Annotated in this window: 25 protein-coding genes; 24 read left to right on the forward strand and 1 reads right to left on the reverse strand. The window is 53.3% G+C overall.

Going from position 1 to position 19976, the window contains the following annotated elements; translation table 11 throughout:
* The first annotated feature begins 3 nt into the window (after positions 1-3).
* The 4 genes from FKP33_RS13570 to prsW all read left to right on the forward strand — a co-directional run bounded on the left by FKP33_RS13570 (position 4) and on the right by prsW (position 3723).
* The gene (locus FKP33_RS13570) at positions 4-384 is read left to right on the forward strand and encodes a hypothetical protein (RefSeq protein ID WP_127607943.1); all 381 of its coding nucleotides are present in this window, start codon (positions 4-6) and stop codon (positions 382-384) included.
* A 294-nt stretch (positions 385-678) separates the two neighbouring features.
* Positions 679-1284, forward strand: coding sequence for a genetic competence negative regulator (locus tag FKP33_RS13575; RefSeq protein ID WP_054797281.1), 606 nt, complete (start codon positions 679-681; stop codon positions 1282-1284).
* A 106-nt stretch (positions 1285-1390) separates the two neighbouring features.
* Complete coding sequence (locus tag FKP33_RS13580) at positions 1391-2938, forward strand: DnaB-like helicase C-terminal domain-containing protein (protein ID WP_236595932.1); 1548 nt, start codon at positions 1391-1393, stop codon at positions 2936-2938.
* Positions 2939-3030: 92 nt separating this feature from the next.
* A complete protein-coding gene (prsW, locus tag FKP33_RS13585) occupies positions 3031-3723 on the forward strand; it encodes a glutamic-type intramembrane protease PrsW (protein ID WP_127607944.1) in 693 nt (230 codons plus the stop codon).
* 65 nt (positions 3724-3788) lie between these two features.
* Here prsW and FKP33_RS27185 read toward each other — a convergent pair whose 3' ends face one another.
* Entirely contained in the window at positions 3789-4001 is a 213-nt protein-coding gene (locus FKP33_RS27185) for a hypothetical protein (protein ID WP_155614842.1), read from the reverse strand.
* A gap of 64 nt (positions 4002-4065) precedes the next feature.
* Here FKP33_RS27185 and ypeB point away from each other — a divergent pair, with 64 nt between their 5' ends.
* The 20 genes from ypeB to spoIVA all read left to right on the forward strand — a co-directional run bounded on the left by ypeB (position 4066) and on the right by spoIVA (position 19849).
* The gene (gene ypeB, locus FKP33_RS13590) at positions 4066-5424 is read left to right on the forward strand and encodes a germination protein YpeB (RefSeq protein WP_127607945.1); all 1359 of its coding nucleotides are present in this window, start codon (positions 4066-4068) and stop codon (positions 5422-5424) included.
* 179 nt (positions 5425-5603) lie between these two features.
* Positions 5604-6257: a flagellar brake protein gene (locus tag FKP33_RS13595; RefSeq protein ID WP_141335467.1), complete on the forward strand. Its 654-nt coding sequence runs from the start codon at positions 5604-5606 to the stop codon at positions 6255-6257.
* Positions 6258-6316: 59 nt separating this feature from the next.
* Positions 6317-6535 carry a hypothetical protein gene (locus tag FKP33_RS13600; protein WP_054797279.1) on the forward strand — a complete coding sequence of 73 codons (219 nt, stop codon included), beginning with the start codon at positions 6317-6319 and terminating at the stop codon, positions 6533-6535.
* Between the two features lie 135 nt (positions 6536-6670).
* On the forward strand, positions 6671-7351 hold the full coding sequence (gene cmk, locus FKP33_RS13605; protein ID WP_127607947.1) for a (d)CMP kinase: 681 nt from the start codon (positions 6671-6673) through the stop codon (positions 7349-7351).
* A 1-nt stretch (position 7352) separates the two neighbouring features.
* Positions 7353-7934, forward strand: a complete 582-nt coding sequence (locus tag FKP33_RS13610; protein WP_141335469.1) for a lysophospholipid acyltransferase family protein — start codon at positions 7353-7355, stop codon at positions 7932-7934.
* Positions 7935-8029: 95 nt separating this feature from the next.
* A complete protein-coding gene (rpsA, locus tag FKP33_RS13615) occupies positions 8030-9262 on the forward strand; it encodes a 30S ribosomal protein S1 (RefSeq protein WP_054799580.1) in 1233 nt (410 codons plus the stop codon).
* Between the two features lie 31 nt (positions 9263-9293).
* The gene (gene fni / locus FKP33_RS13620) at positions 9294-10370 is read left to right on the forward strand and encodes a type 2 isopentenyl-diphosphate Delta-isomerase (RefSeq protein ID WP_127607949.1); all 1077 of its coding nucleotides are present in this window, start codon (positions 9294-9296) and stop codon (positions 10368-10370) included.
* A 69-nt stretch (positions 10371-10439) separates the two neighbouring features.
* On the forward strand, positions 10440-11066 hold the full coding sequence (locus tag FKP33_RS13625) for a YphA family membrane protein (RefSeq protein ID WP_155614845.1): 627 nt from the start codon (positions 10440-10442) through the stop codon (positions 11064-11066).
* A gap of 73 nt (positions 11067-11139) precedes the next feature.
* Positions 11140-12057 (forward strand): YIEGIA family protein, encoded by a 918-nt coding sequence (locus FKP33_RS13630; protein WP_127607951.1) that lies wholly within the window; start codon positions 11140-11142, stop codon positions 12055-12057.
* Entirely contained in the window at positions 12057-12248 is a 192-nt protein-coding gene (locus FKP33_RS13635) for a capping complex subunit for YIEGIA (protein WP_127607952.1), read from the forward strand. The genes FKP33_RS13630 and FKP33_RS13635 overlap by 1 nt, the downstream gene beginning before the upstream one ends.
* 140 nt (positions 12249-12388) lie before the next feature.
* Positions 12389-13711 carry a ribosome biogenesis GTPase Der gene (gene der / locus FKP33_RS13640; protein ID WP_141335499.1) on the forward strand — a complete coding sequence of 441 codons (1323 nt, stop codon included), beginning with the start codon at positions 12389-12391 and terminating at the stop codon, positions 13709-13711.
* Positions 13712-13716: 5 nt separating this feature from the next.
* Positions 13717-14325, forward strand: coding sequence for a glycerol-3-phosphate 1-O-acyltransferase PlsY (gene plsY / locus FKP33_RS13645; protein ID WP_372812979.1), 609 nt, complete (start codon positions 13717-13719; stop codon positions 14323-14325).
* Positions 14326-14350: 25 nt separating this feature from the next.
* Entirely contained in the window at positions 14351-15400 is a 1050-nt protein-coding gene (locus FKP33_RS13650) for an NAD(P)H-dependent glycerol-3-phosphate dehydrogenase (RefSeq protein WP_127607994.1), read from the forward strand.
* Between the two features lie 121 nt (positions 15401-15521).
* Positions 15522-15785 carry a stage VI sporulation protein F gene (locus tag FKP33_RS13655; protein ID WP_127607995.1) on the forward strand — a complete coding sequence of 88 codons (264 nt, stop codon included), beginning with the start codon at positions 15522-15524 and terminating at the stop codon, positions 15783-15785.
* 112 nt (positions 15786-15897) lie between these two features.
* On the forward strand, positions 15898-16077 hold the full coding sequence (locus FKP33_RS13660; RefSeq protein WP_127607954.1) for a DUF2768 family protein: 180 nt from the start codon (positions 15898-15900) through the stop codon (positions 16075-16077).
* A gap of 12 nt (positions 16078-16089) precedes the next feature.
* Entirely contained in the window at positions 16090-16383 is a 294-nt protein-coding gene (locus FKP33_RS13665) for a 2Fe-2S iron-sulfur cluster-binding protein (protein ID WP_127607955.1), read from the forward strand.
* A gap of 19 nt (positions 16384-16402) precedes the next feature.
* A complete protein-coding gene (locus tag FKP33_RS13670) occupies positions 16403-17011 on the forward strand; it encodes a nucleotidyltransferase family protein (RefSeq protein ID WP_258313446.1) in 609 nt (202 codons plus the stop codon).
* A 22-nt stretch (positions 17012-17033) separates the two neighbouring features.
* The gene (locus tag FKP33_RS13675; protein ID WP_244932946.1) at positions 17034-17384 is read left to right on the forward strand and encodes a 2Fe-2S iron-sulfur cluster-binding protein; all 351 of its coding nucleotides are present in this window, start codon (positions 17034-17036) and stop codon (positions 17382-17384) included.
* Entirely contained in the window at positions 17384-18109 is a 726-nt protein-coding gene (locus tag FKP33_RS13680) for a hypothetical protein (RefSeq protein WP_141335470.1), read from the forward strand. The genes FKP33_RS13675 and FKP33_RS13680 overlap by 1 nt, the downstream gene beginning before the upstream one ends.
* 261 nt (positions 18110-18370) lie before the next feature.
* Complete coding sequence (gene spoIVA / locus FKP33_RS13685; RefSeq protein ID WP_054799577.1) at positions 18371-19849, forward strand: stage IV sporulation protein A; 1479 nt, start codon at positions 18371-18373, stop codon at positions 19847-19849.
* Positions 19850-19976: the final 127 nt, after the last annotated feature.

Here is a 19976-nt window from a genome sequence, read left to right on the forward strand (position 1 = left end):
GCTATGAGACTGGGAGCATTTTTGTTCGGCGGGCTCGTTGGGGCTGCTGCGGCGATTTATGTGGCGAACAAGACGAAACCTTTTGCGTGGTCGGCATGGACTGGCAGCGATTTGGCCAGCAGCTTCTTGAACGCGACCGGCAATCAATCGGGCAACTCCAAGAAGAATACGGCAGAAGCGCAGCCTTCTTTCAAACAAGCTTCGACGACTACCGCGAGTGCGGCAAAATCGAATAAAAAAGAGACGGCGATCGATGAAGATTTGTTCAAGGCCGACGGCCTGAACAAGGTCGGAGATATCGTCAACCAGGATCCGAAGCTGAGAGCGGCGGTAGACGAAATTATGGCGGGCAATTCGCAGAAAAGCGAGCAGCGCGCGCACTAATACGGTAATCACTCACACATTTTCGATTGCAATCGACGCGGAGTCGTTCCCAAGCGGGACGTGCTCCGTGTCTTTTTATGTTTTTGCCTATTTTTCAGAGGGTAACCGTTCTTTTCTTGCGGGTTTGTGATATAATAGTCGTAGCATGGAATACAAGCTTTTCTTATCCATGTCCAAGGACCGCAGAAATCGGGCCTGCCCTAATTCAGATGCGGTTGTCGTACGACCCACGGCACACCTTTATAAACTAAACTTCATAAGCTGTTATTAAAGTCGGCAAGGGAGGAATCCAGTATGAAAATGGAGCGTTTAAGTCAGGACAAGATACGGATATTCCTCACATTCGATGACTTAACGGAGCGCGGCATTCAGAAGGATGACATGTGGCGAGAAATCCCGAAGGTTCATGAGCTGTTCAGCGAAATGATGGATCAAGCTTATATGGAGCTAGGATTTGACGCAACCGGGCCGCTTGCCGTGGAAGTTCTCGCTATGCCGGCGCAAGGAATGATGGTCATCGTAACGCGGGGGAAAATGAACTTCAATTCATCTGACGATACGCTGGAAGACGAACTTGAAGAAGAAGTGTACGAGCTGGAATTAACGTTGGATGAGACGGATCAAGTAACGTATGCGTTTCATGACTTCGAAGATTTGTTGAGGCTCGCCAAAGTCATCGGACCGATGCTGACTGACGGAGGAACGTTGTACGCTTACAAGAACAAGTGGATCCTGCTGCTTGATGCAGAACCGATGGACGAGAAGAAGCTGCAGTCCGTCGTGGCCGTGTTGTCGGAATACGGGGAAGCGACTTCAGTTACGCAAGCGGTGCTGGAAGAATACGGCAAGACGGTTATCGCCGAGGACGCCGTCGGAACGCTTTGCGCTAAATTTCAATAAAGCTTTATCGGGAATTACCGTTTCCATGCATAAGATACATGGTAAAGCATTCGCAAAAACGATCTGTTTTTGAGGAATGCTTTTTTTGCGGGGAGGAACTAGACAGGTGAGCGGAACGAACATGAGCGCGGCGAAGCCAACTTTCGACTTGGAAGAGCTGGTGTCCCATTATCAAAAACAGCTTCGCGATGATGCGAACCATTATTTGCGGCGCAGAGGCATCGAGAATGAAACCGTCGAGCAGTACCGAATCGGCTTCGAGCCGGGCAAGATCGGATTTTACGTCCAATCCGGGAAACTGGGCGATTACTTTGAGAATCGGATCATTATCCCGATCGTGAATAAAGAAGGCGTTCCCGTCGATTTGATCGGACGTACGATCGATAACCGCGAACCCAAATATAAGACGCTGCTCGGGATCGAAGATTATTTGTTTAATGAACCGGTGCTCGAGCAGGCGGAAGATGTCATATTATGCGGCGGCATCTTCGATGTGCTGAGCTTGGCGCAGTCCCGACTGCCGGCCGTCTGCGCTTCGGCATGGATGAGCTTCAAGGATGCTCATCTGGAGAAGCTGCGGGATAAGCGGGTTTTTATTTGCTTGGGCAACGACGAGCTGGGGCGAAGGGAAAGCGCGAAAATCGAAGGTCAGCTGCAAGGGATCAGCAAGCAAACGTTTATCGTCAATTTGCCCGAGTCCATTCGGGATGTGAACGATTTCTTTGTACGGGTGCAAAATCCGCTCGACACCTTCATGCAGTTGCTGAACGAAACGATGGAGGAAGCGCTGCTGCTGCCGATTGCGCCCGATGTGAAGAACATTACCGCCTATACGGAAGAATATATGAAACGTTACCGCGGCCAAGTGTCCGGTATTACGACGGGAATCGCGAATCTGGATGAAGCCTTGATCGGCGGACTTCGTGCCGGGCTGTATTTTATCGCAGGAGGGGCGTCTTCCGGCAAAACGATGCTGATGAAGCAAATTGCCGACGAGATCGCTTTCTCGCAAATCCCTGTCGTATACGTGTCATGGGACATGACGGCTTTCGAGCTGTGGGCCCGCAGCATCGCCCGGATTATCGGTACAGAGCCGCATCGCGTGCTGAGCGGCAAAGCTTCGCCGGACGAAGTGAGCCGTGCGAACAAGAAGTACGCATTCATCAGCAAATGGATGTGGACGATCGAGTGTTCGCTGGAAACATCGATGGACCGGGTGTTCGCTACGATCGAGAGGATCGCAAGCATCGCCGGCCGGACGCCTGTCGTCTTCATCGACCACTTGAACCGCGTGCCTACGACCGGCTTGCAGCGGCAGCCGCAATCGGTCGCGGAGCATCAAACGATGCTGGCCTATGTGCTGAAGCAATGGTCCAGGGAGTGGGGAGGGCCGGTGCTGGCCGCGATTCCGTCCAACCTGGGCTCCGAGAAGCTGCCGGAAGGCGTAGAAGCATCTGCGGATGTCATCCTCGGCTTGAAGCACGGCGAGCCGGAAGAAACGGACGGCTGCGTCGTAAATTGCGCGCTGGAGCTGCTTAAGCATCGCAACGGCCCGCTTGCCCGGGTACCGCTTCGCTTTAACCAGCGAGAGGCGAGGTTTGAAGCCGTAACGGAGGCCGGTAAGGCTGGCCCCGTCGCACCGGAGGGTGCGTAAAGGCTTTCGATCCGCTAAGAGGTGATGGCATTATACAACGAAAATGACTATAATGAACTCATGAAGGAAACCGAGGATAGGAGGGATCGCACCTGAGCATACTGTCACTTCTGATTGCAGCCGTTGCGCCGGGTGTCGCCCTGCTGTCCTATTTTTATTTGAAGGACCGGTACGATCCGGAGCCGATCTCGTTCGTGCTGAAGCTGTTTTTCTTCGGCGTGCTGCTCGTCTTTCCGGTTATGGTGCTGCAGCGCACCCTGGTGCAAGGCTTAGGCGATCATCCGTTCGTGTTTTCGTTCCTTACCTCATCGCTGCCTGAGGAATTTTTCAAGTGGTTTATCGTCTATTTTATTATTTATAAACATACGAATTTCGATGAGCCGTATGACGGTATCGTGTATGCGGTCGCCGTATCTTTAGGGTTTGCCACCTTGGAGAACGTATTGTACGCTTTTTTGAATGATTACGACTTCACGGCGCTTCTGATGCGCGCCTTCCTGCCGGTATCGGGACACGCCATGTTCGGCGTGATGATGGGGTATCATTTCGGCAGAGCCAAATTTTCTTCCGACCGAACGAGCAGGCATTTGGCGATGGCATTTTGGCTGCCGTTCTTCTGGCACGGCGTGTTTGACTATACGTTATTCGTCTCCAAAAATTACTGGGTCTGGTTCATGATCCCGTTAATGACGTTCTTATGGCTGCGCAGCTTGTTGAAGGTGAAACGAGCCAACGCCAAATCGCCGCTGCGGATGGCGACGCGTGAGGAGCGGGTTAAAATTTAGGTCGATTGTCAATAATAGGTAGCAGCCTATTATATAAAGAGACCCGGAGGACGCCCATGAACGCCCTAAATTCGCGTGTTAAAGTCATTATTCGCTGCAATTTGTGCGGCGAGAAATTTATTTTGAGAGGCCGTAAAGAAAAAGGGAAAATCGATACGGGTTTCAAACAGTGCATTTGCAGCAACGATCATGATTTCGAAATCGAAATGAACGATTTTTAATCGGTAGAAAAAGCCGGCCGCGATGGCCGGTTTTTTTGCATGCACCGCATCTTGCATAAAGCAACTGCCTTCAGGCGAAAACTAAGCCCAAGTTTGGCTGAAGAAGGGAGATTGTTCGCACATGTACAAAAGGCTAAGCATCGTGATGTTTCCGATTTTGCTCGTGGCTCTTATCGGAACGGGTTTCTGGGGGTACTTGGAGCATCAGGAGAAAAACTCCGTCCTGATCAAGGCGGAAAATCAATATCAGCGTGCGTTTCACGATCTTTCGTTCCATGTGGATAAGCTGCATACGGAGATCGGCAATACGTTGGCCGTTAATTCCACCTCTCAGGACGCGTATAAAAAAGGGTTGATCAACGTATGGCGCATTACGAGCCAGGCGCAAAACGAGATCAGCCAGCTGCCGCTTACCCTGCTTCCTTTCAACAAAACCGAGGATTTTCTGGCTAAGATGTCCAATTTCTCCTATCGTGCGGCGGTTCGCGACTTAAGCAAGCAGCCTTTGACGGATGACGAGCTGAAAACGCTGAATACGCTCTACGAGCATGCGACGCAAATCTCCAAGGATCTTCGCGAGGTGCAGTCGACCGTTATGGCGAAAAACCTGCGCTGGATGGATGTTGAGCTGGCGCTGGCCTCGGAGAAAGAACCGCAAGATAATGCGATTATCGACGGTTTCGCCACCATGGACAAAAAAGTGAGCGAGTACCCGGAGATCAATTGGAGTCCCGCCGTCATGAGCATGTATCAGAAGCGGGATATGAAGATGTTGTCCGGTTCGGTCGTGACGGCTGAAGATATCAAACAGAAGGCTGCACAATTTGTGGGCGTGCAGGACCCGAACGCCGTTCAGGTGGTGGAGAACGGGACAGGAACCGAATACGAATCGTTCAGCGCCTCTGTAGCCAAGCCGGGCACAAACGACGGCGTACACATGGACTATTCCAAAATCGGAGGGCAGCTGCTATGGTATAACGCTTCGCGCGACGTGGCGACCAAGAGCCTGGACCTTCGGCAAGCCCGCGATATCGCGGCGCAATTTCTGGACGAGCACGGCTATGGGAATATGACCGCGGTCAGTTATGACGAGTACGGCAATCTGGCCAACATCACCTTCGCTTCGCGCAACGGTGACGTTATCAATTATCTGGAGAAGGTTGCCGTTAAAGTGGCGCTCGACAATGGAGATGTGACGGGACTTGAGGCGACCGATTACGTGTTTGGCAAGAAAGAACGCCAGCTCGCCGCCCCGAAACTGACTCCAGAGGAAGCGAGGAAGACGTTAAGTCCGAGCTTTAAGGCGGAAAGCGTCCGCCAGGCGCTCATTCGTAACGATCTCGACGAAGAAGTGCTATGCTACCAATTCATCGGTCGGGTCAACGGAGGCTTATACCGGATCTACATAAATGCGGACTCGGGCGTCGAAGAGAAGATCGATCAAATTCGCACTGAAGAAGCGCAGGTAGCCCGGCAATAACAGGGAAGAAACCCGGAATCCAATCCGGGTTTTCTTTATGCAAGCCAAGCGCCACGAGCGCTGCCGCCAGGGTGAAGTCCCTTAATATTCATGCTTCCCATATTTTCCTGGCGTGATATAATAGTAAGGTGGTACTAGTTCCAAAGAACCGCCAACCATCCTTCAGGAGGTGTGCAACGTTGCTTCCGAAAGTCAATCAGACTTTACATATACAAGTCAATTCCATCGACGAAGAAGAGGCGAAGCAGGAATATAAATCCAGAATCGCCGACATCACGGACGCCTATATTAGCATGGAAGTGCCGATCAGCGAGCAGTCAGGACGGTTGAAGCGGTTGTATTCAGGAGACGAGATGTCGATTTATTACTTGACGGACGGCGGGGTGAAAAATTATTTCAACTCATCGGTGCTCGGTTTCTCCGATGACGTCATACGTCTTGTGCACATTAAGAAGCCCGAGCCGGAATCGATCACGAAGGTGCAGCGCCGCAACTTTCTGCGCGTGCCGGCCGAGCTTGAGATCGCTGTTAAGTACTCCGATCAGTTTCAATTCGTCTCGATGACGGACGATGTCGGCGGCGGCGGGATTTCATTCTTGTGCGACGGTTATATTCCGGTCGGGTCGGGACAGATGGTGAGCTGCTGGCTGCTGGTGCCGTTCAAGAACGGTCAAACTGAACACGTCCCATTCAAAAGCGAGATTGTTCGCGTGAAAAAGCTCGAAACCGGCAGGCAGCAAGTCATGATGCGATACTCGGAGATTTCGGACCGCGAGCGTCAGAAAGTCATTCGTTATTGCTTTGAGCGGCAGCTCGATTGCCGCAAAAAATAAATGCATAATTTTCCAAACGCCGGGGAAACTAGCCGCATCCCAGAGGCGGAGTGATTCGAATGAGCCGAAAGCATGATAAACTTGCAAGCCGTAGGTACGAAGACCTTTTCTTGTTGTTCTCAAAACGGGTGGAGAGAGTTTTGGCGATCGTGCTGATCGTGCTGCTCTCCGCTACCATATGTGCTCAGGCCATTCTGCAAATCCCGTACTTTCGGCATTTGCTCGTGAAAGTGGAACGGCTGGAGGGGAATCCGTACGTATCTTCCCGGACGAAATAATTCGATAAGGGGTAGGCATGGAGGCCCTGTTTTGCATTTCTGAAGAAAACTATGGTATAATTTTCTACGTTCGAGGCTTCGGCCTGTTTTTTTTTCAGATCGCTCGTCCGCTTTAACGGGTTAGGAGGCCGCAACTTGGAGAAGTTTAACATCGCAATCGACGGTCCGGCCGGCGCTGGCAAAAGCACCATTGCAAGGCTGGTGGCGGGTAACCTAGGTTTTGTTTATGTCGATACCGGTGCGATGTACCGCGCTGTGACATGGAAGATTCTAGATGAAGGCCTGGGTGACGAACAAACGGCGGAGATGATCGCCCTTACGAAGCGAACCGATATCCGCTTGACTCCGGGTGAGAACGGCCAGACCGTCTTTGTAGACGGACGGGATGTAACGGGCCTGATTCGAACCGCAGAAGTGACGGGCAATGTTTCGAGAGTTTCCTCCATTGGGGAAATCCGAGAGGTGCTGACACGTAAGCAGAAGGAAATGGCGGCGGGCAAGGGAGTCGTCATGGACGGCCGGGACATCGGAAGCCATGTACTGCCGAATGCGGAAGTAAAAGTGTTTTTGACGGCAAGCGTACGGATTCGAGCGGAGCGTCGATTGAGAGAAATCGCCGATACGCAGCCGGACGTTTCGCTGGAGCAGCTGATGCAGGATATTGCCGAAAGGGATCGAATGGACGAGCAGCGCGAAGTTTCGCCCTTGAAGAGGGCGCCGGATGCCGTGTTGATCGATACTACCGAGATGACGATTCCGGAAGTGGTGGATCGCATTTTGGAGCTGTGCAAGAGCCGTATCGGTGGAGGGAAGTAGGATGCTGTATCGTTTTTTACGCGGTGTGTTTCGCTTGATGTTCTCGGTCATGTTCCGTTTGAAGGCGGAAGGGAGAGAGAACATTCCGAAGGAAGGCGCCGTCGTATTGTGCGCCAATCATACGAGCAATTGGGACCCCCCCGTTCTTGGGAGCCTGCTTGAACGTAAGGTGCACTACATGGCGAAAGCCGAACTGTTCGAGCTTCCCGTGCTCAAGCAGGTGCTGCCGCGCATCGGAGCGTTTCCGGTTAAGCGTGGCGGAGTCAGTAAGGATTCGATCCGATTGTCGCTGCAATTGTTGAAGAATGGCGAGATTATCGGCGTATTCCCGGAAGGGACTCGAAGCAATGCGGGAGGCATGGGCAAGAAGGGAGCGGCAAGCCTGGCGCTTAAATCGGGCGCTACCGTTATTCCGGCGGCCATTATCGGCAATTATTCGTTATTTCGTCCGATGAAAGTGGTGTACGGCCCAGCGATCGATATCAGCGAGTTTGCGGATGCGGGTTCCGAAGGTTTGGAGCAAGCAACTGACAAAATTATGACGGTCATTCGCGAGATGGTTCGTCGTCACGAATCGAAATGAGAATTCGTGGTATACTTAAGAAATGATAAAAGAAGTAATTTTTTCTAAAAATAAACCATTACATGTCGTTAGGTTGTTAAGGAGGGTATTTGATCATGTCTGAAGAAACCAAAGTTGATCAAGAAGTGCAAGCTGCCGAGGTATCCCAAGAGGAATCGATGGCGAACGTCAACATTCTGAAGAAGGGCGATATCGTCACAGGCAAAGTCATTAAAGTCGATTCCGAGCAAGCGGTTGTAGATGTCGGCTATAAGTACGACGGCATCGTTCCCGTACGCGAATTATCGTCCGTACAAGTGGACGACGCGACGCAAGTCGTTGAAGTGGGTCAGGAAATTGAATTGAAAGTCATCACGATTAACGATAATAAGGAAACGCTTGTGCTGTCCAAACGCGCGATCGAAGGGGAGAAAGCTTGGGAGAAGCTTGCTGCCGACATGGAGAACAAAACGATCCTTGAAGCGAAGGTCGCGGAAGTGGTCAAGGGCGGTCTGGTCGTAGACGTCGGCTTGCGCGGCTTCGTACCGGCATCCATGGTGGAGCGCAACTTCGTCGAAGACTTCAGCGACTACAAAGGACGTTCTTTGCGCCTGCGCGTCAAAGAGATGGACCGTGAGAAAAACAAGGTCATCCTTTCGCAAAAAGACGTGTTGGATGAAGAATTCGAAGCGGTGAAGAAAGAAACGCTGTCTAAGCTTACGGTCGGACAAGAATTGAACGGAACCGTACAACGCTTGACGCAGTTTGGCGCATTCGTGGATATCGGCGGCGTTGACGGCCTGGTTCATATTTCCGAAATGGCTTGGCATCACGTCGAGACACCTTCCGAAGTTGTGAAAGAAGGCGATCAGGTCAAAGTACAGGTGCTGAAGGTCGATCCTGAGAACGAGCGGATTTCCCTCAGTATCAAGGCCACGCAGCCTGGCCCTTGGCAGCAAGTGAAGAACACCATCAAGATCGGCGACATCGTGACCGGTACCGTGAAACGACTCGTACAATTCGGCGCATTCATCGAAGTGGCACCAGGCGTTGAAGGTTTGGTTCACATTTCTCAAATCTCGCACCGTCATATCGGGACTCCTCATGAAGTATTGAAAGAAGGCCAGCAGGTTCAGGTTAAGGTGCTTGACATGAACCCGGACGATAAGCGCATCTCCTTAAGCATCAAGGAAACGGAAGAGGCGCCGGCCCGTGAGGCGAAACCGGAGCGCGAACGCGGCGAGCGCGGACCGAAACGCGAAAGAGAATCGGTCTCCCATGAAGAAATGAACGGTTTGAACTTGACGCTCGGCGAGCGTTTCGGCGACAAACTGAGCAAATTTAAATAAGCTAGCGATTGATGGAAAAGAGGAGTCTAGGGTGCGCATACCGCGGAAAATGGAGCATGTCCATCATGCTTTGCAGCTTGGTCAAAGCGGATTGAACGGCTTTGACGACATCAAGCTGATCCACAATTGTCTCCCGGATACTTCGCTTGAACGCATCGCATTGCAAACACGGATCGGCGAACTCACCTTGAGTTCGCCGATTATTATTAATGCGATGACCGGTGGAGCACGGGAAACGGAAGAAATCAACCGCGAGCTCGCTATTGCGGCCAGGGAACAGGGACTTGCCATGGCCGTCGGCTCGCAAATGGCAGCGATCAAAAACCCGGAGGTCGCTGCCAGTTACCGCATTGTACGAGAGATGAACCCCAATGGTATCGTGTTTGGCAATTTGGGCAGCGAGGCGACGCTCGAGCAAGCGCTGCAGGCGGTCGACATGCTGCGGGCGGATGGGCTGCAAATTCATCTGAATGTCATGCAGGAGCTGATTATGCCGGAGGGGGACCGCGTATTTACCGGTATGCTGGAGCGGATCAGTCGGATCGTGAGCGAAGTCGGCGTTCCCGTTATGGTGAAGGAAGTCGGCTTTGGCATGGCACGGGAAAGTGCGGAAGCGTTAATCGCAGCCGGCGTTCAGATGATTGACATTGGAGGAACGGGCGGCACAAATTTTGCTGCGATTGAGAACGCCCGGCGGGATTCGGCACTTGACTGGCTGAACGACTGGGGTATGAAAACGAGCATAGCCCTTCTAGAAGTGCTGGAGGCGGCGCGCCGAACAGGGACAGACCGCGTGGATGTGATCGCAACCGGAGGCATCTCTAACGCGCTTGACGTCTGCAAAGCGCTTGTATTGGGGGCTTCCGGCGTAGGGATGGCGGGTGCTCTGCTCAGGACGCTTCGTACGCAGGGCACCGAAGCCTTGATCCGACACATCGAGACGCTTCATGACGACCTGCGGTTATTGATGACGGCGCTTGGGGCCGGAACTGTAACGGCGCTGCATCGCGTGCCGGTCGTCATAACGGGCGAAAACGCCGTATGGTGTCAAGCGAGAGACATCGATATTCGCCAGTACGCTTCACGGCAAGGCTACTTCCAGCATTGATAAAATTTCATACAACCAGCCATACTAAGGAAAAAGAGAGGAATAAGCTTTTTCTGCGGGTGAACGCGAATGAATGCGGGTTATTTGTCCTTATTGCTCGTTGTCGTTTCTTTGATTTTATTCGCCAGTGGGTGGAAGGACATCATATTAAGAGGTATTACTCCTACGAGTCTACTTCTTTTTTTTGTTTCATGGATCCTGGCTTCCAGGGTAAGCTTCGCTTGGGGCCCTGTCACCGTGAATGGCGCGATCGGCGTCCTGATCTTGACAGGGGTGGTGACGGTGCTGCGTACGAAGGGAATGATGCTGAAGCTCCACGTGTTTTCGGTGGCCCTGCTGATGGGCTCCGTTTACTTTTTTCTTAGGGAGACGCTTCACTTAATGCCTTCGCTGATTGTCTGGAACGTCCAGGCGACGATGGCGCTGTTCATCGGGATCATCGACGCGGTTTTGCTTCGGTCGGCGGCCTTGCAGCTGGCGGCGCTCGCAGCCGCGCTGCTGATCGGCGAAGGCATGTACTTGTACGCACATCGGGATCAGGGAGAGCTGGTGTTCGGAACGCCGTCATTGTTAGACTTTTGGTGGTTAACGGCGTTTGCGGCCCGCGGTTATTCCCTGGGCCTGGAGTCGCTGCTCGCCGCAGGCAAAAAAACGTTGCGGCTCGTCACGGATACGTTGCGAACCCGCAAGCCTTAGCCGGGAATGACAGACGGCCTTGAGACGGGGGAGCCGACACCAACATCATCGCTAGAGCGCAGGAGGCAGCGACATGTGGACATGGATTGCAGACCAGAAGTTTACGGTGGGGATCGTGATGGGGGTGGTATTCGGCATAGCGGCCCGGTTGACGATGCTGCGAACCGATTACCGGCAATATCCGACTTACCCGCACGGCAAAATCATTCACCTCTCGCTTGGCGTCATTGCCGCCGGGCTGGGAGCTGTGGCCGTTCCCTCGCTGCTTGAAAAAAACTACACGGCCATCACGTTCCTGGCCATGGCGGCACAGCAATTCCGCGACGTCCGCAACATGGAACGGCAAACCCTCAGCAAAATCGACAGCATGGAGCTTGTCCCCCGCGGATCCACTTATATTGAAGGGATCGCAATGGTGTTCGAGGGGCGCAACTATTTAGTGATCTTCACGGCGTTTACGACCGCGTTCTTCAGCATCATCGTGCCCTGGTATTGGGGATTTGTCGCGGGTGCAGCCGCCATGACGATCACCCAATATTTCAAGACGGGTAAAAATCTTGCACACATCGCGGATGTGTCGCTAGGTCACGTGCGTTTGGACGGCCCGAATTTATTCGTCGACGACATCTACATCATGAACGTTGGGCTCCAAGACACCCAGAACGTCATACGCGAACGCGCGCTTGGACTCGTATTTACGCCGAAAAACAAAAATGCGCGAGTGACGCTCGCCAATCCGGGGCAAAGGCAGGCGATATTGCATGACGTCTCCACGATTATGGGCGTATATCGAGACGAAGGCGAACCTTCTTTGGTGCCTCTCGCCAAGCTGGACATGAAGGACGGCAGGCTGGCGGTGCTCATATTGCCGCAGGAGCAAGATGCCGAGAAAGCCCGCCGCGTCGCATTGCGCTCTCCGATTCTGGAAAGCGCGGTTCGCATGCCGAGCGAAGCGGATGTGCAGGAACATAACGGAAAGGCGGGGGTGTGATGGGGCAAATCATGGCGGTTGTCACGCTGCATAAGGAGAAAGTCGGCGGGGGCGCTCCGATTTTCGTAGCCGAGAATGAACAGGATCAGCAGCAAACGGCATTTAAGCTGGAAAAAATATTGGATGCATCGGCGCACGATCTACAGAACGGCACGATGATTATCGTCAAGCATAGCGGAGGGAAGGAATAGCCCGTCCTTTCCATGTTTTACTTGTATCCTATATTTTGATATAATATCAAAGCCCAAAATGCTCAATTGCGTGCGCGAAAACGGCAGATTTGCATCGCTTTAGACATATTCAGTGTGTGGTTACGAAGGGAATGAAGTTCATGGCAAGGCCAGTCGTTGCGATCGTCGGCCGACCGAATGTCGGCAAATCGACGATCTTCAATCGGATTATCGGAGACAAAATAGCTATCGTAGAAGATAAGCCGGGTGTCACACGCGACCGTTTGTACGGACGCGGGGAATGGTTAGATAAAGAGTTCAGCATCATTGATACCGGGGGGATCGAGATCGAAGGCGAGGACGAGATTCTGCGGTCCGTCCGGATGCAAGCGGAGCTGGCGATCGAGGAAGCGGACGTCATCGTCTTTATGGTAGACGCCAAAACGGGTATGACAGCGGCTGACAGCGAGGTGGCCGAACTGTTGTACCGGGCGAAGAAACCCGTTGTCGTCGCCGTCAACAAAGTGGACAATTTGCAGCGCGTCGACGATATTTATGAGTTTTACAGCCTCGGCTTCGGTGAAATCATCGGGATCTCCGGCTCTCACGGCACCGGGATCGGCGACTTGCTGGAGGCTGTGACCAAACACTTTCCGGATTCGCAAGACGAGGAATACGGGGAAGACGTCATTAAGGTTGCGCTGATCGGCCGCCCGAATGTCGGTAAATCGTCGCTCGTGAATGCGATTCTTGGCGAAGAACGGGTTATCGTCAGCGATGTCGCCGGCACGACCCGTGACGCGATCGACACCCCGTTCGAGAAAGACGGTCAAAAGTACGTCATTATCGACACGGCCGGTATGCGCAAGCGCGGCAAGGTGTACGAAACGACGGAGAAATACAGCGTCATGCGGGCGATGAAGGCGATCGAAAGAGCCGATGTCGTGCTTGTCGTGTTCAATGGCGAAGAAGGAATTATCGAACAGGATAAGCATATTGCCGGTTATGCGCATGAAGCGGGCAAAGCGGCGATTTTCGTCGTGAACAAATGGGATGTCGTGGAGAAGGACGATAAGACGATGCACCAATTCACGCAAAAAATTCGCGATCATTTCCTCTTTATGACCTATGCGCCGGTCGTTTATTTGTCCGCCAAAACGAAGCAAAAGCTGCACAAGCTGCTTCCGGTCGTTGATCAGGTCGCCGAGCAGCACGCTCTGCGCATCCCGACCCATGTGTTAAACGACGTTATATCGGATGCGGTGGCCATCAACTCGCCTCCGACGGATAAGGGCAGACGTTTGCGCATCAACTATGCGACGCAGGTGTCCGTCAAGCCTCCGACAATCATTTTGTTCGTCAACGATCCGGAGCTGATGCATTTCTCTTACGAGCGTTACCTGGAGAATAAGATCCGTGCCGCGTTCGGCTTTGAGGGCACGCCTCTGCGCATCTTCAGCAGACGCAAGTCAGAGGAGGATTGACGGGAGTGACTCCAGTGTGGGGATGGGTTTCGATAGTGATCGGTTATTTGCTCGGGTCGATCAGCTTTAGCTTCTTGGCAGGCAAATGGTTGAAGGGCATCGATATCCGGCAGCACGGCAGCGGGAACGCCGGGGCGACGAATACGCTGCGGGTTCTCGGCAAAGGTCCGGGCATCGCGGTGCTGCTGCTCGATATGCTGAAGGGAATCGCCGCCGTTTGGATCGGATACGCGCTTGGCGGCGGAGATCCGCTTGTGCAAGTGCTTGCGGGTATGAGCGTCATCGTCGGTCACAATTGGCCGGTATTTTTCGGCTTCCGCGGCGGCAAAGGAATTGCAACGACGATCGGCGTTATGGCAACGCTTGCGTTCCTGCCGTCGCTGTACGCCGGCATTGCCGCGATAGCGGCTATCGCAATCACGCGTTACGTTTCACTCGGTTCGCTTCTGTTTACCGCACTATTACCGATTTTATTAGCCGTGATGGGAAAACCGGTTGAAATTTTGGCGCTCAGTCTGCTGTTATTTGCATTTGCTTGGTTCCGGCACCGCAGCAATATTGTGAAGCTGTTAAAAGGTCAAGAAAACAAGCTCGGCGGCCGAAGACAGCTCTAATCTCAACACCGGAGGTGCATAAATGATGGCTCAAGCATCGAAAACGGCCGTTCTGGTAGCCGGCAGCTGGGGAACCGCAATCGCTTCCGTACTGGCGGAGAACGGACGTGACGTCGTGTTATGGTCTCGGAACACGGAACAAGTGCGCGAGATCAATACGAACCATCGGAACCGCCGCTTTCTGAGCGATGCGGCTTTGTCGCCGAACATTTGCGCAACCGAATCCATGGAAGAGGCGGTGACCGGTGCGGAAGCGGTTATCATCGTTTCGCCCTCGTCGGCGATGAGAGAAATCGCCAAGCAGTTGAATCCGTTTCTCCAACCGGATACGCTGCTCGTCCATGCGACGAAAGGGTTCGAAGCCGGCTCGTTGAAGCGGATGAGCGAGGTACTCGCCGACGAGCTTCCGCACTACGATGCGAACCGGATCGTAGTCTTGTCCGGCCCGAGCCATGCCGAAGAAGTCATCAAGCAATGTCCGACGACGGTGGTTGTCGCATCGATCGATAAGGAAGCGGCGGAACAGGCGCAGGACGTTCTCATTAATTCTTATTTCCGCGTCTATACGAATCCGGATGTCGTCGGAGTCGAAGTTGGCGGCGCTCTAAAAAACATTATCGCTCTCGGGGCCGGGTTGTCCGACGGTCTCGGCTTCGGCGACAACGCCAAGGCTGCGCTGATGACACGCGGTCTTGCGGAAATTGCCCGGCTTGGCACCGCTATGGGAGCGAATCCGCTTACGTTCGCAGGGCTTGCCGGCATCGGCGACCTGGTCGTAACCTGCACCAGCAAGCACAGCCGCAACTGGCGCGCCGGCTCGCTGCTCGCTCAGGGCTTAAGCCTGGACGAAGTGCTGCAGAGCATGGGGATGGTCGTGGAAGGCGTCAAGACGACACAGGCGGCTTACCGATTGTCGGAGCGGTTTGGCATTGCGATGCCGATCACGACGGAGCTGCATCACGTATTGTTCGACGGCAAGGAACCGCGTGCCGCCGTCGAGGATTTGATGGGGCGCGGACGGACGCACGAAATCGAAGAAGTGGCCGATTCTTCGCAAACGCCCTGGTTCAGGTAGGACTTCCGCCTACACCGACCGAAGCGCGCCAACATATAATAACTCAGACTTTCTCTTTAGCGTGTATAAGGGCTAAGGCGTTATTCCAGTCTGAGGAGGTTGTACCGTGGCCAATAAAAACATGTCGAAAGAAGTGCTCGGCGTTGTGAAGAAAAAAACCGGCAAAAACGTTTCGGAGAAAGATATTTACAAGCTGGCAAGCGGCGTGAAGCCGTCTACGATGCAAAGCGATGCCCAGCTGAAGCAGTTGATCCAGCAAGTTTCCAATTTGGTGAACGTGCCGGTGTCCGAACAAACGATGAATGAATTGATCCAGGCGATCAAAAGCAGCAAAATGAACGAGAGCAACATGGAACAGCTGATGAAAATGATCATGAAAAAATAGCGGAATATTTTACAGATTCATGGCATGAGCGGCGAATGCGGAGCGCTCGTGCCTTTTTTATGATATGATGAAACTATATTACTGCTGTTGGGTTGGAGGTAGAATTGACGTTATGTCTTCTTTGGACAAAATGTGGGCTTCTTTCATCGCCATCGGGTTGATGATCGTCGCTTCGCTGCTGATTACGTATGCGCGCACCCGAACGACCGGGGCATTGCGGGTGATCCTTTCCGTAATCTCCTTTTTGCTGTTTATTCCGATCCTCGTTTATATGATGGCATCGATGTTATAGGAGGAGAACGGGATGATTACGCTGAACGGACGTCGCGTGAAAAAAACGGTTGAGCCTGAGCTTGGCTATACGATACTGGATATGGCCCTGAAGCACGAAGTCGATTGGGGCTTCTCTTGCGTGCGCGGAACATGCTCGCGCTGCCGTTGTCTCGTAAGCGAGGGGCTGGACCAGCTGAACGCACCGACAGATGAAGAACTTGATAATCTCGAGCCAGAGGAGTTCGAGGAAGGGTACCGGCTCGGCTGCCAGGCAAAGTTGAAGCAGGCCGGAACGGTTGTCGTCACGCACAAACCTTATTTTTAAGCAGGAAGATGATGAGACGTTGAAATCAAATGGGGAACAACCGAAAGTAATGGCCAGGCCGTTGATACCGGCGCTGGAAGCGCTGGAAGCCGCGCTTCGGCCGCTTGACGCGCTTTGGCTCGTTGGAGGCAGTACAGGGCTGCTGCTGCAGGGTGTTGCGCTCTCGGCGCAACCGCGCGACCTCGACATATACGTCGACCGCAACGACGCGTGCGGTGTTCACAGAGCGTTGACGGCTTATGCGAAGGACGAGCAGGCAGAAAGCGAAACGGCGATCTATCGTTCCGTCTTAAGTCACTACGACATGGACGGCGTTCATGTCGAGCTTGTCGGCGGGTTTGAAGTGCGCGCGTACGATAGCGAATACCGGGTCGAGGCGCAATACTTGGCGTCTCGCTTCGAACGGACCTATACGCTTGGGAACGGACGCATCGTGCGGTTAATGCCCCTCGTGCACGAACTTATATTCAACGTGCTCCGCGAACGTCCGGATCGCTATGAAGCGATTGCGGCGGCATGCCGCAGGGAGGGCCGCGAGGCGCAGCTTGCAGGGTTGGCGGATTTGATGAACCGCAATCGGTTTGACGAGCGGCTTCGCCGGCGTCTATTTGCGCTGCTTGAATCTTGATAGTGGGAAGGAGGCTGGACCCGTGAGCGTTGAAATCAAGTTTATGCCGGACGGCAAGTCGACGCCTGCCAGGGCCGGCACAACGCTGCTCGAAGCGGCCCGGCGAGCGAAAGTCCACATACGGACACGCTGCGCAGGCAAAGCGGCCTGTTTGATGTGCAAGGTCTGCATTGATCCGGATGCGCAAACCGGGCTGCAGCCGATGAATGCGAACGAGCGCAACAAACTCGGCGGCCTTCAGGAGCAAGGATACCGCCTCGCCTGCCAAGCGAAAGCGAATGGACAAGCGCCGGTGATCGTGACCGTGCCGGAAGATCCGTTGAAGAGTGCGGTCCGCAAGCTGCTGGATCAGCAACAAGAGGAGGACTGGTGATGAAAGGTTGGATGCGGGCCGGCGGCTTGCTGTTCTTGCTGCTATGGATCAGCGGCTGTATGTACCCGAACGAATTGCGGAAAGAAAATCAATTGGCCAGCGGGGAGTACGTGCTCGTCGTGCAAAATGCCATCGATCAATATAAAGCGAAGACCGGCGTGCTTCCGATCAAAAACAGCGAAGAAACGACGCCGCTGTATGAGAAATATCCGATCGACTTCAAGAAGCTGAAAGGTCCGTACTTAAGCTCGGTTCCGGCGAATGCGTTCGAGAACGGGGGGACCGCCTTGTACGTGCTCGTCGATGTGGAAACGAAACCTACTGTGAAAATGATGGACTTGATATCGTTCCAGCAAACGGTCGAGCTGCAAAAGGCTGTCGACGATTACAAAGCGAAAAACGGGGGCGAACTGCCTCTTGGCGATGCGGCGGCCCCGGGCTTCCATTCGATCGATTTCGCTAAGTTGAATCGTAAGCCTGCCGATGTGCACAGCGTCTATTCGCCGAATGTGCGACTTTCGTACTTGCTGCACGATTCCGGTACGGTGACGATCGACTATGCCCCGGAAATCATGCGTCTGATCGACAAAAAGCAGCTGCAGACGAAGCTGACCAAGGAGGAAGACCTCAGGGCCCTGCTCGTTCAGGAATCTTACTTCGTGCCGGCACGATCGCTCGCCTACCGCTGGATAAACGGACAACCGACGCCGATTACGACGCCGTAAATCGCAAACCTCTATTAACCTGACATTCGGGTGATAGGGGTTTTTCTTTTTCGCGGAGCTAGAATAACGGTCTGAAACTGAACATATATTTGTCAGGGATGAACCATAAGCCGCATATGCGGGCGAATTTAAAGGACAGCAGGGAGTGATCGAAATATTTTATAGAGCCTGTCATCATATTTTTAGCTGCCAAACATATAGTTGTACTAGTCCGAATCGTGTACGAGTTTCGTCTTAAACAACCTGTAGGAGGGATTCTCATTGGAAAAAGTGGATATCTTTAAGGACATTGCAGAGCGTACTGGCGGGGATATTTACCTGGGGGTCGTTGGAGCGGTCCGTACGGGAAAATCAACGTTCATTAAACGCTTTATGGAATCGATCGTGCTTCCGAACATACAGAACGAAGCCGACCGTATTCGGGCGACCGACGAGCTGCCGCAAAGTGCAGCGGGACGTACCATTATGACGACGGAGCCGAAATTCGTACCGAATAATGCGGTGCAGCTTCACGTCGCGGAGGGGCTGAACGTCAACGTGCGCTTGGTTGACTGCGTCGGATATGTCGTTGAGGGCGCCAAAGGGTATGAGGATGAGAGCGGACCGCGCATGATCAACACACCTTGGTTCGATGAAGCGATTCCGTTCCAGGAAGCTGCGGAAATCGGTACGCGCAAAGTTATCCAAGAGCACGCCACGTTAGGCGTAGTGATTACCACCGACGGTACAATCGCGGAAATACCGCGCTCGTCGTACATCGACGCGGAAGACCGCATCATCAACGAACTGAAGGAAGTCGGCAAGCCGTTCATCGTCATTGTAAACTCGACGAAACCGCAAAGCGACAGCGCTTTGCAGCTCCGCAGCGATCTGCAGGCCAAGCACGACGTTCCCGTCGTAACGGTCAGCGTCGCAAGTATGCAAGAGGACGACTTTACATCCGTGCTGCGCGAGGTGTTATACGAGTTCCCGGTTCATGAGGTGAACGTGAATCTGCCGAGCTGGGTCATGGTGCTGGAGGAAAATCACTGGCTCCGTTCCAACTTCGAAAATTCCGTTCGCGACACGGTGCAGGACATACGCCGATTACGCGATGTCGACCGGGTAGTCGGGCACTTCGAAGCGTACGAATTTATCGATAAAGCGGCGTTAGCCGGCATGAATATGGGTCAGGGCGTGGCGGAGATCGATCTCTATGCGCCGGATGAGCTGTACGATCGAATTTTGCAGGAGGTGGTTGGCGTCGAAATTCGCGGCAAAGACCACCTGCTGCAGCTGATGCAGGAGTTCACGCATGCGAAACGCGAGTACGATCACTTTGCCGAAGCGCTTGAGATGGTCAAGACGACCGGATACGGTATAGCGCCGCCGACGCTAGCCGAGATGGCGCTCGACGAGCCGGAGCTGATCCGTCAAGGCTCGCGCTTCGGCGTTCGCCTGAAAGCGACGGCGCCTTCGATTCATATGATTCGGGTCGACGTGGAGTCCGAGTTCTCCCCGATTATCGGCACGGAGAAGCAAAGCGAGGAGCTTGTTCGTTATTTGATGCAGGATTTCGAAGACAATCCGCTTAAAATTTGGGAGTCGGACATCTTCGGTCGTTCGCTGCATTCCATCGTACGCGAAGGAATTCAGGGCAAATTGGCGATGATGCCGGATAATGCCCGCTACAAGCTGCAAGAAACGCTTGGGCGCATCATCAATGAAGGTTCCGGCGGCTTGATCGCCATCATTTTGTAACGAAAACGCATAAAAAACTAGCGAAAATGCACCCTCATGGTGCATTTTTTGCAATTTTACTTGAAAAAGCGCTACTCCTGTATTACTATAAGGTTGATTTGTTAGGGAGAAACTAACATCTGATGTA

The sequence above is a fragment of the Paenibacillus sp. tmac-D7 genome (assembly GCF_006519665.1).
Lineage (GTDB): Bacteria > Bacillota > Bacilli > Paenibacillales > NBRC-103111 > Paenibacillus_G > Paenibacillus_G validus.

Excerpts from the sequence above, each read along its gene's own strand:
- FKP33_RS13570 (WP_127607943.1), top strand. The coding sequence starts at position 4 with ATGAGACTGGGAGCATTTTTGTTCGGCGGGCTCGTTGGGGCTGCTGCG.
- FKP33_RS13575 (WP_054797281.1), top strand. The coding sequence starts at position 679 with ATGAAAATGGAGCGTTTAAGTCAGGACAAGATACGGATATTCCTCACA.
- FKP33_RS27185 (WP_155614842.1), bottom strand. The coding sequence starts at position 4,001 with ATGCAAGATGCGGTGCATGCAAAAAAACCGGCCATCGCGGCCGGCTTT.
- ypeB (WP_127607945.1), top strand. The coding sequence starts at position 4,066 with ATGTACAAAAGGCTAAGCATCGTGATGTTTCCGATTTTGCTCGTGGCT.
- FKP33_RS13600 (WP_054797279.1), top strand. The coding sequence starts at position 6,317 with ATGAGCCGAAAGCATGATAAACTTGCAAGCCGTAGGTACGAAGACCTT.
- FKP33_RS13610 (WP_141335469.1), top strand. The coding sequence starts at position 7,353 with ATGCTGTATCGTTTTTTACGCGGTGTGTTTCGCTTGATGTTCTCGGTC.
- rpsA (WP_054799580.1), top strand. The coding sequence starts at position 8,030 with ATGTCTGAAGAAACCAAAGTTGATCAAGAAGTGCAAGCTGCCGAGGTA.
- FKP33_RS13625 (WP_155614845.1), top strand. The coding sequence starts at position 10,440 with ATGAATGCGGGTTATTTGTCCTTATTGCTCGTTGTCGTTTCTTTGATT.
- FKP33_RS13630 (WP_127607951.1), top strand. The coding sequence starts at position 11,140 with ATGTGGACATGGATTGCAGACCAGAAGTTTACGGTGGGGATCGTGATG.
- FKP33_RS13635 (WP_127607952.1), top strand. The coding sequence starts at position 12,057 with ATGGGGCAAATCATGGCGGTTGTCACGCTGCATAAGGAGAAAGTCGGC.
- der (WP_141335499.1), top strand. The coding sequence starts at position 12,389 with ATGGCAAGGCCAGTCGTTGCGATCGTCGGCCGACCGAATGTCGGCAAA.
- FKP33_RS13650 (WP_127607994.1), top strand. The coding sequence starts at position 14,351 with ATGGCTCAAGCATCGAAAACGGCCGTTCTGGTAGCCGGCAGCTGGGGA.
- FKP33_RS13655 (WP_127607995.1), top strand. The coding sequence starts at position 15,522 with ATGTCGAAAGAAGTGCTCGGCGTTGTGAAGAAAAAAACCGGCAAAAAC.
- FKP33_RS13660 (WP_127607954.1), top strand. The coding sequence starts at position 15,898 with ATGTCTTCTTTGGACAAAATGTGGGCTTCTTTCATCGCCATCGGGTTG.
- FKP33_RS13665 (WP_127607955.1), top strand. The coding sequence starts at position 16,090 with ATGATTACGCTGAACGGACGTCGCGTGAAAAAAACGGTTGAGCCTGAG.
- FKP33_RS13680 (WP_141335470.1), top strand. The coding sequence starts at position 17,384 with ATGAAAGGTTGGATGCGGGCCGGCGGCTTGCTGTTCTTGCTGCTATGG.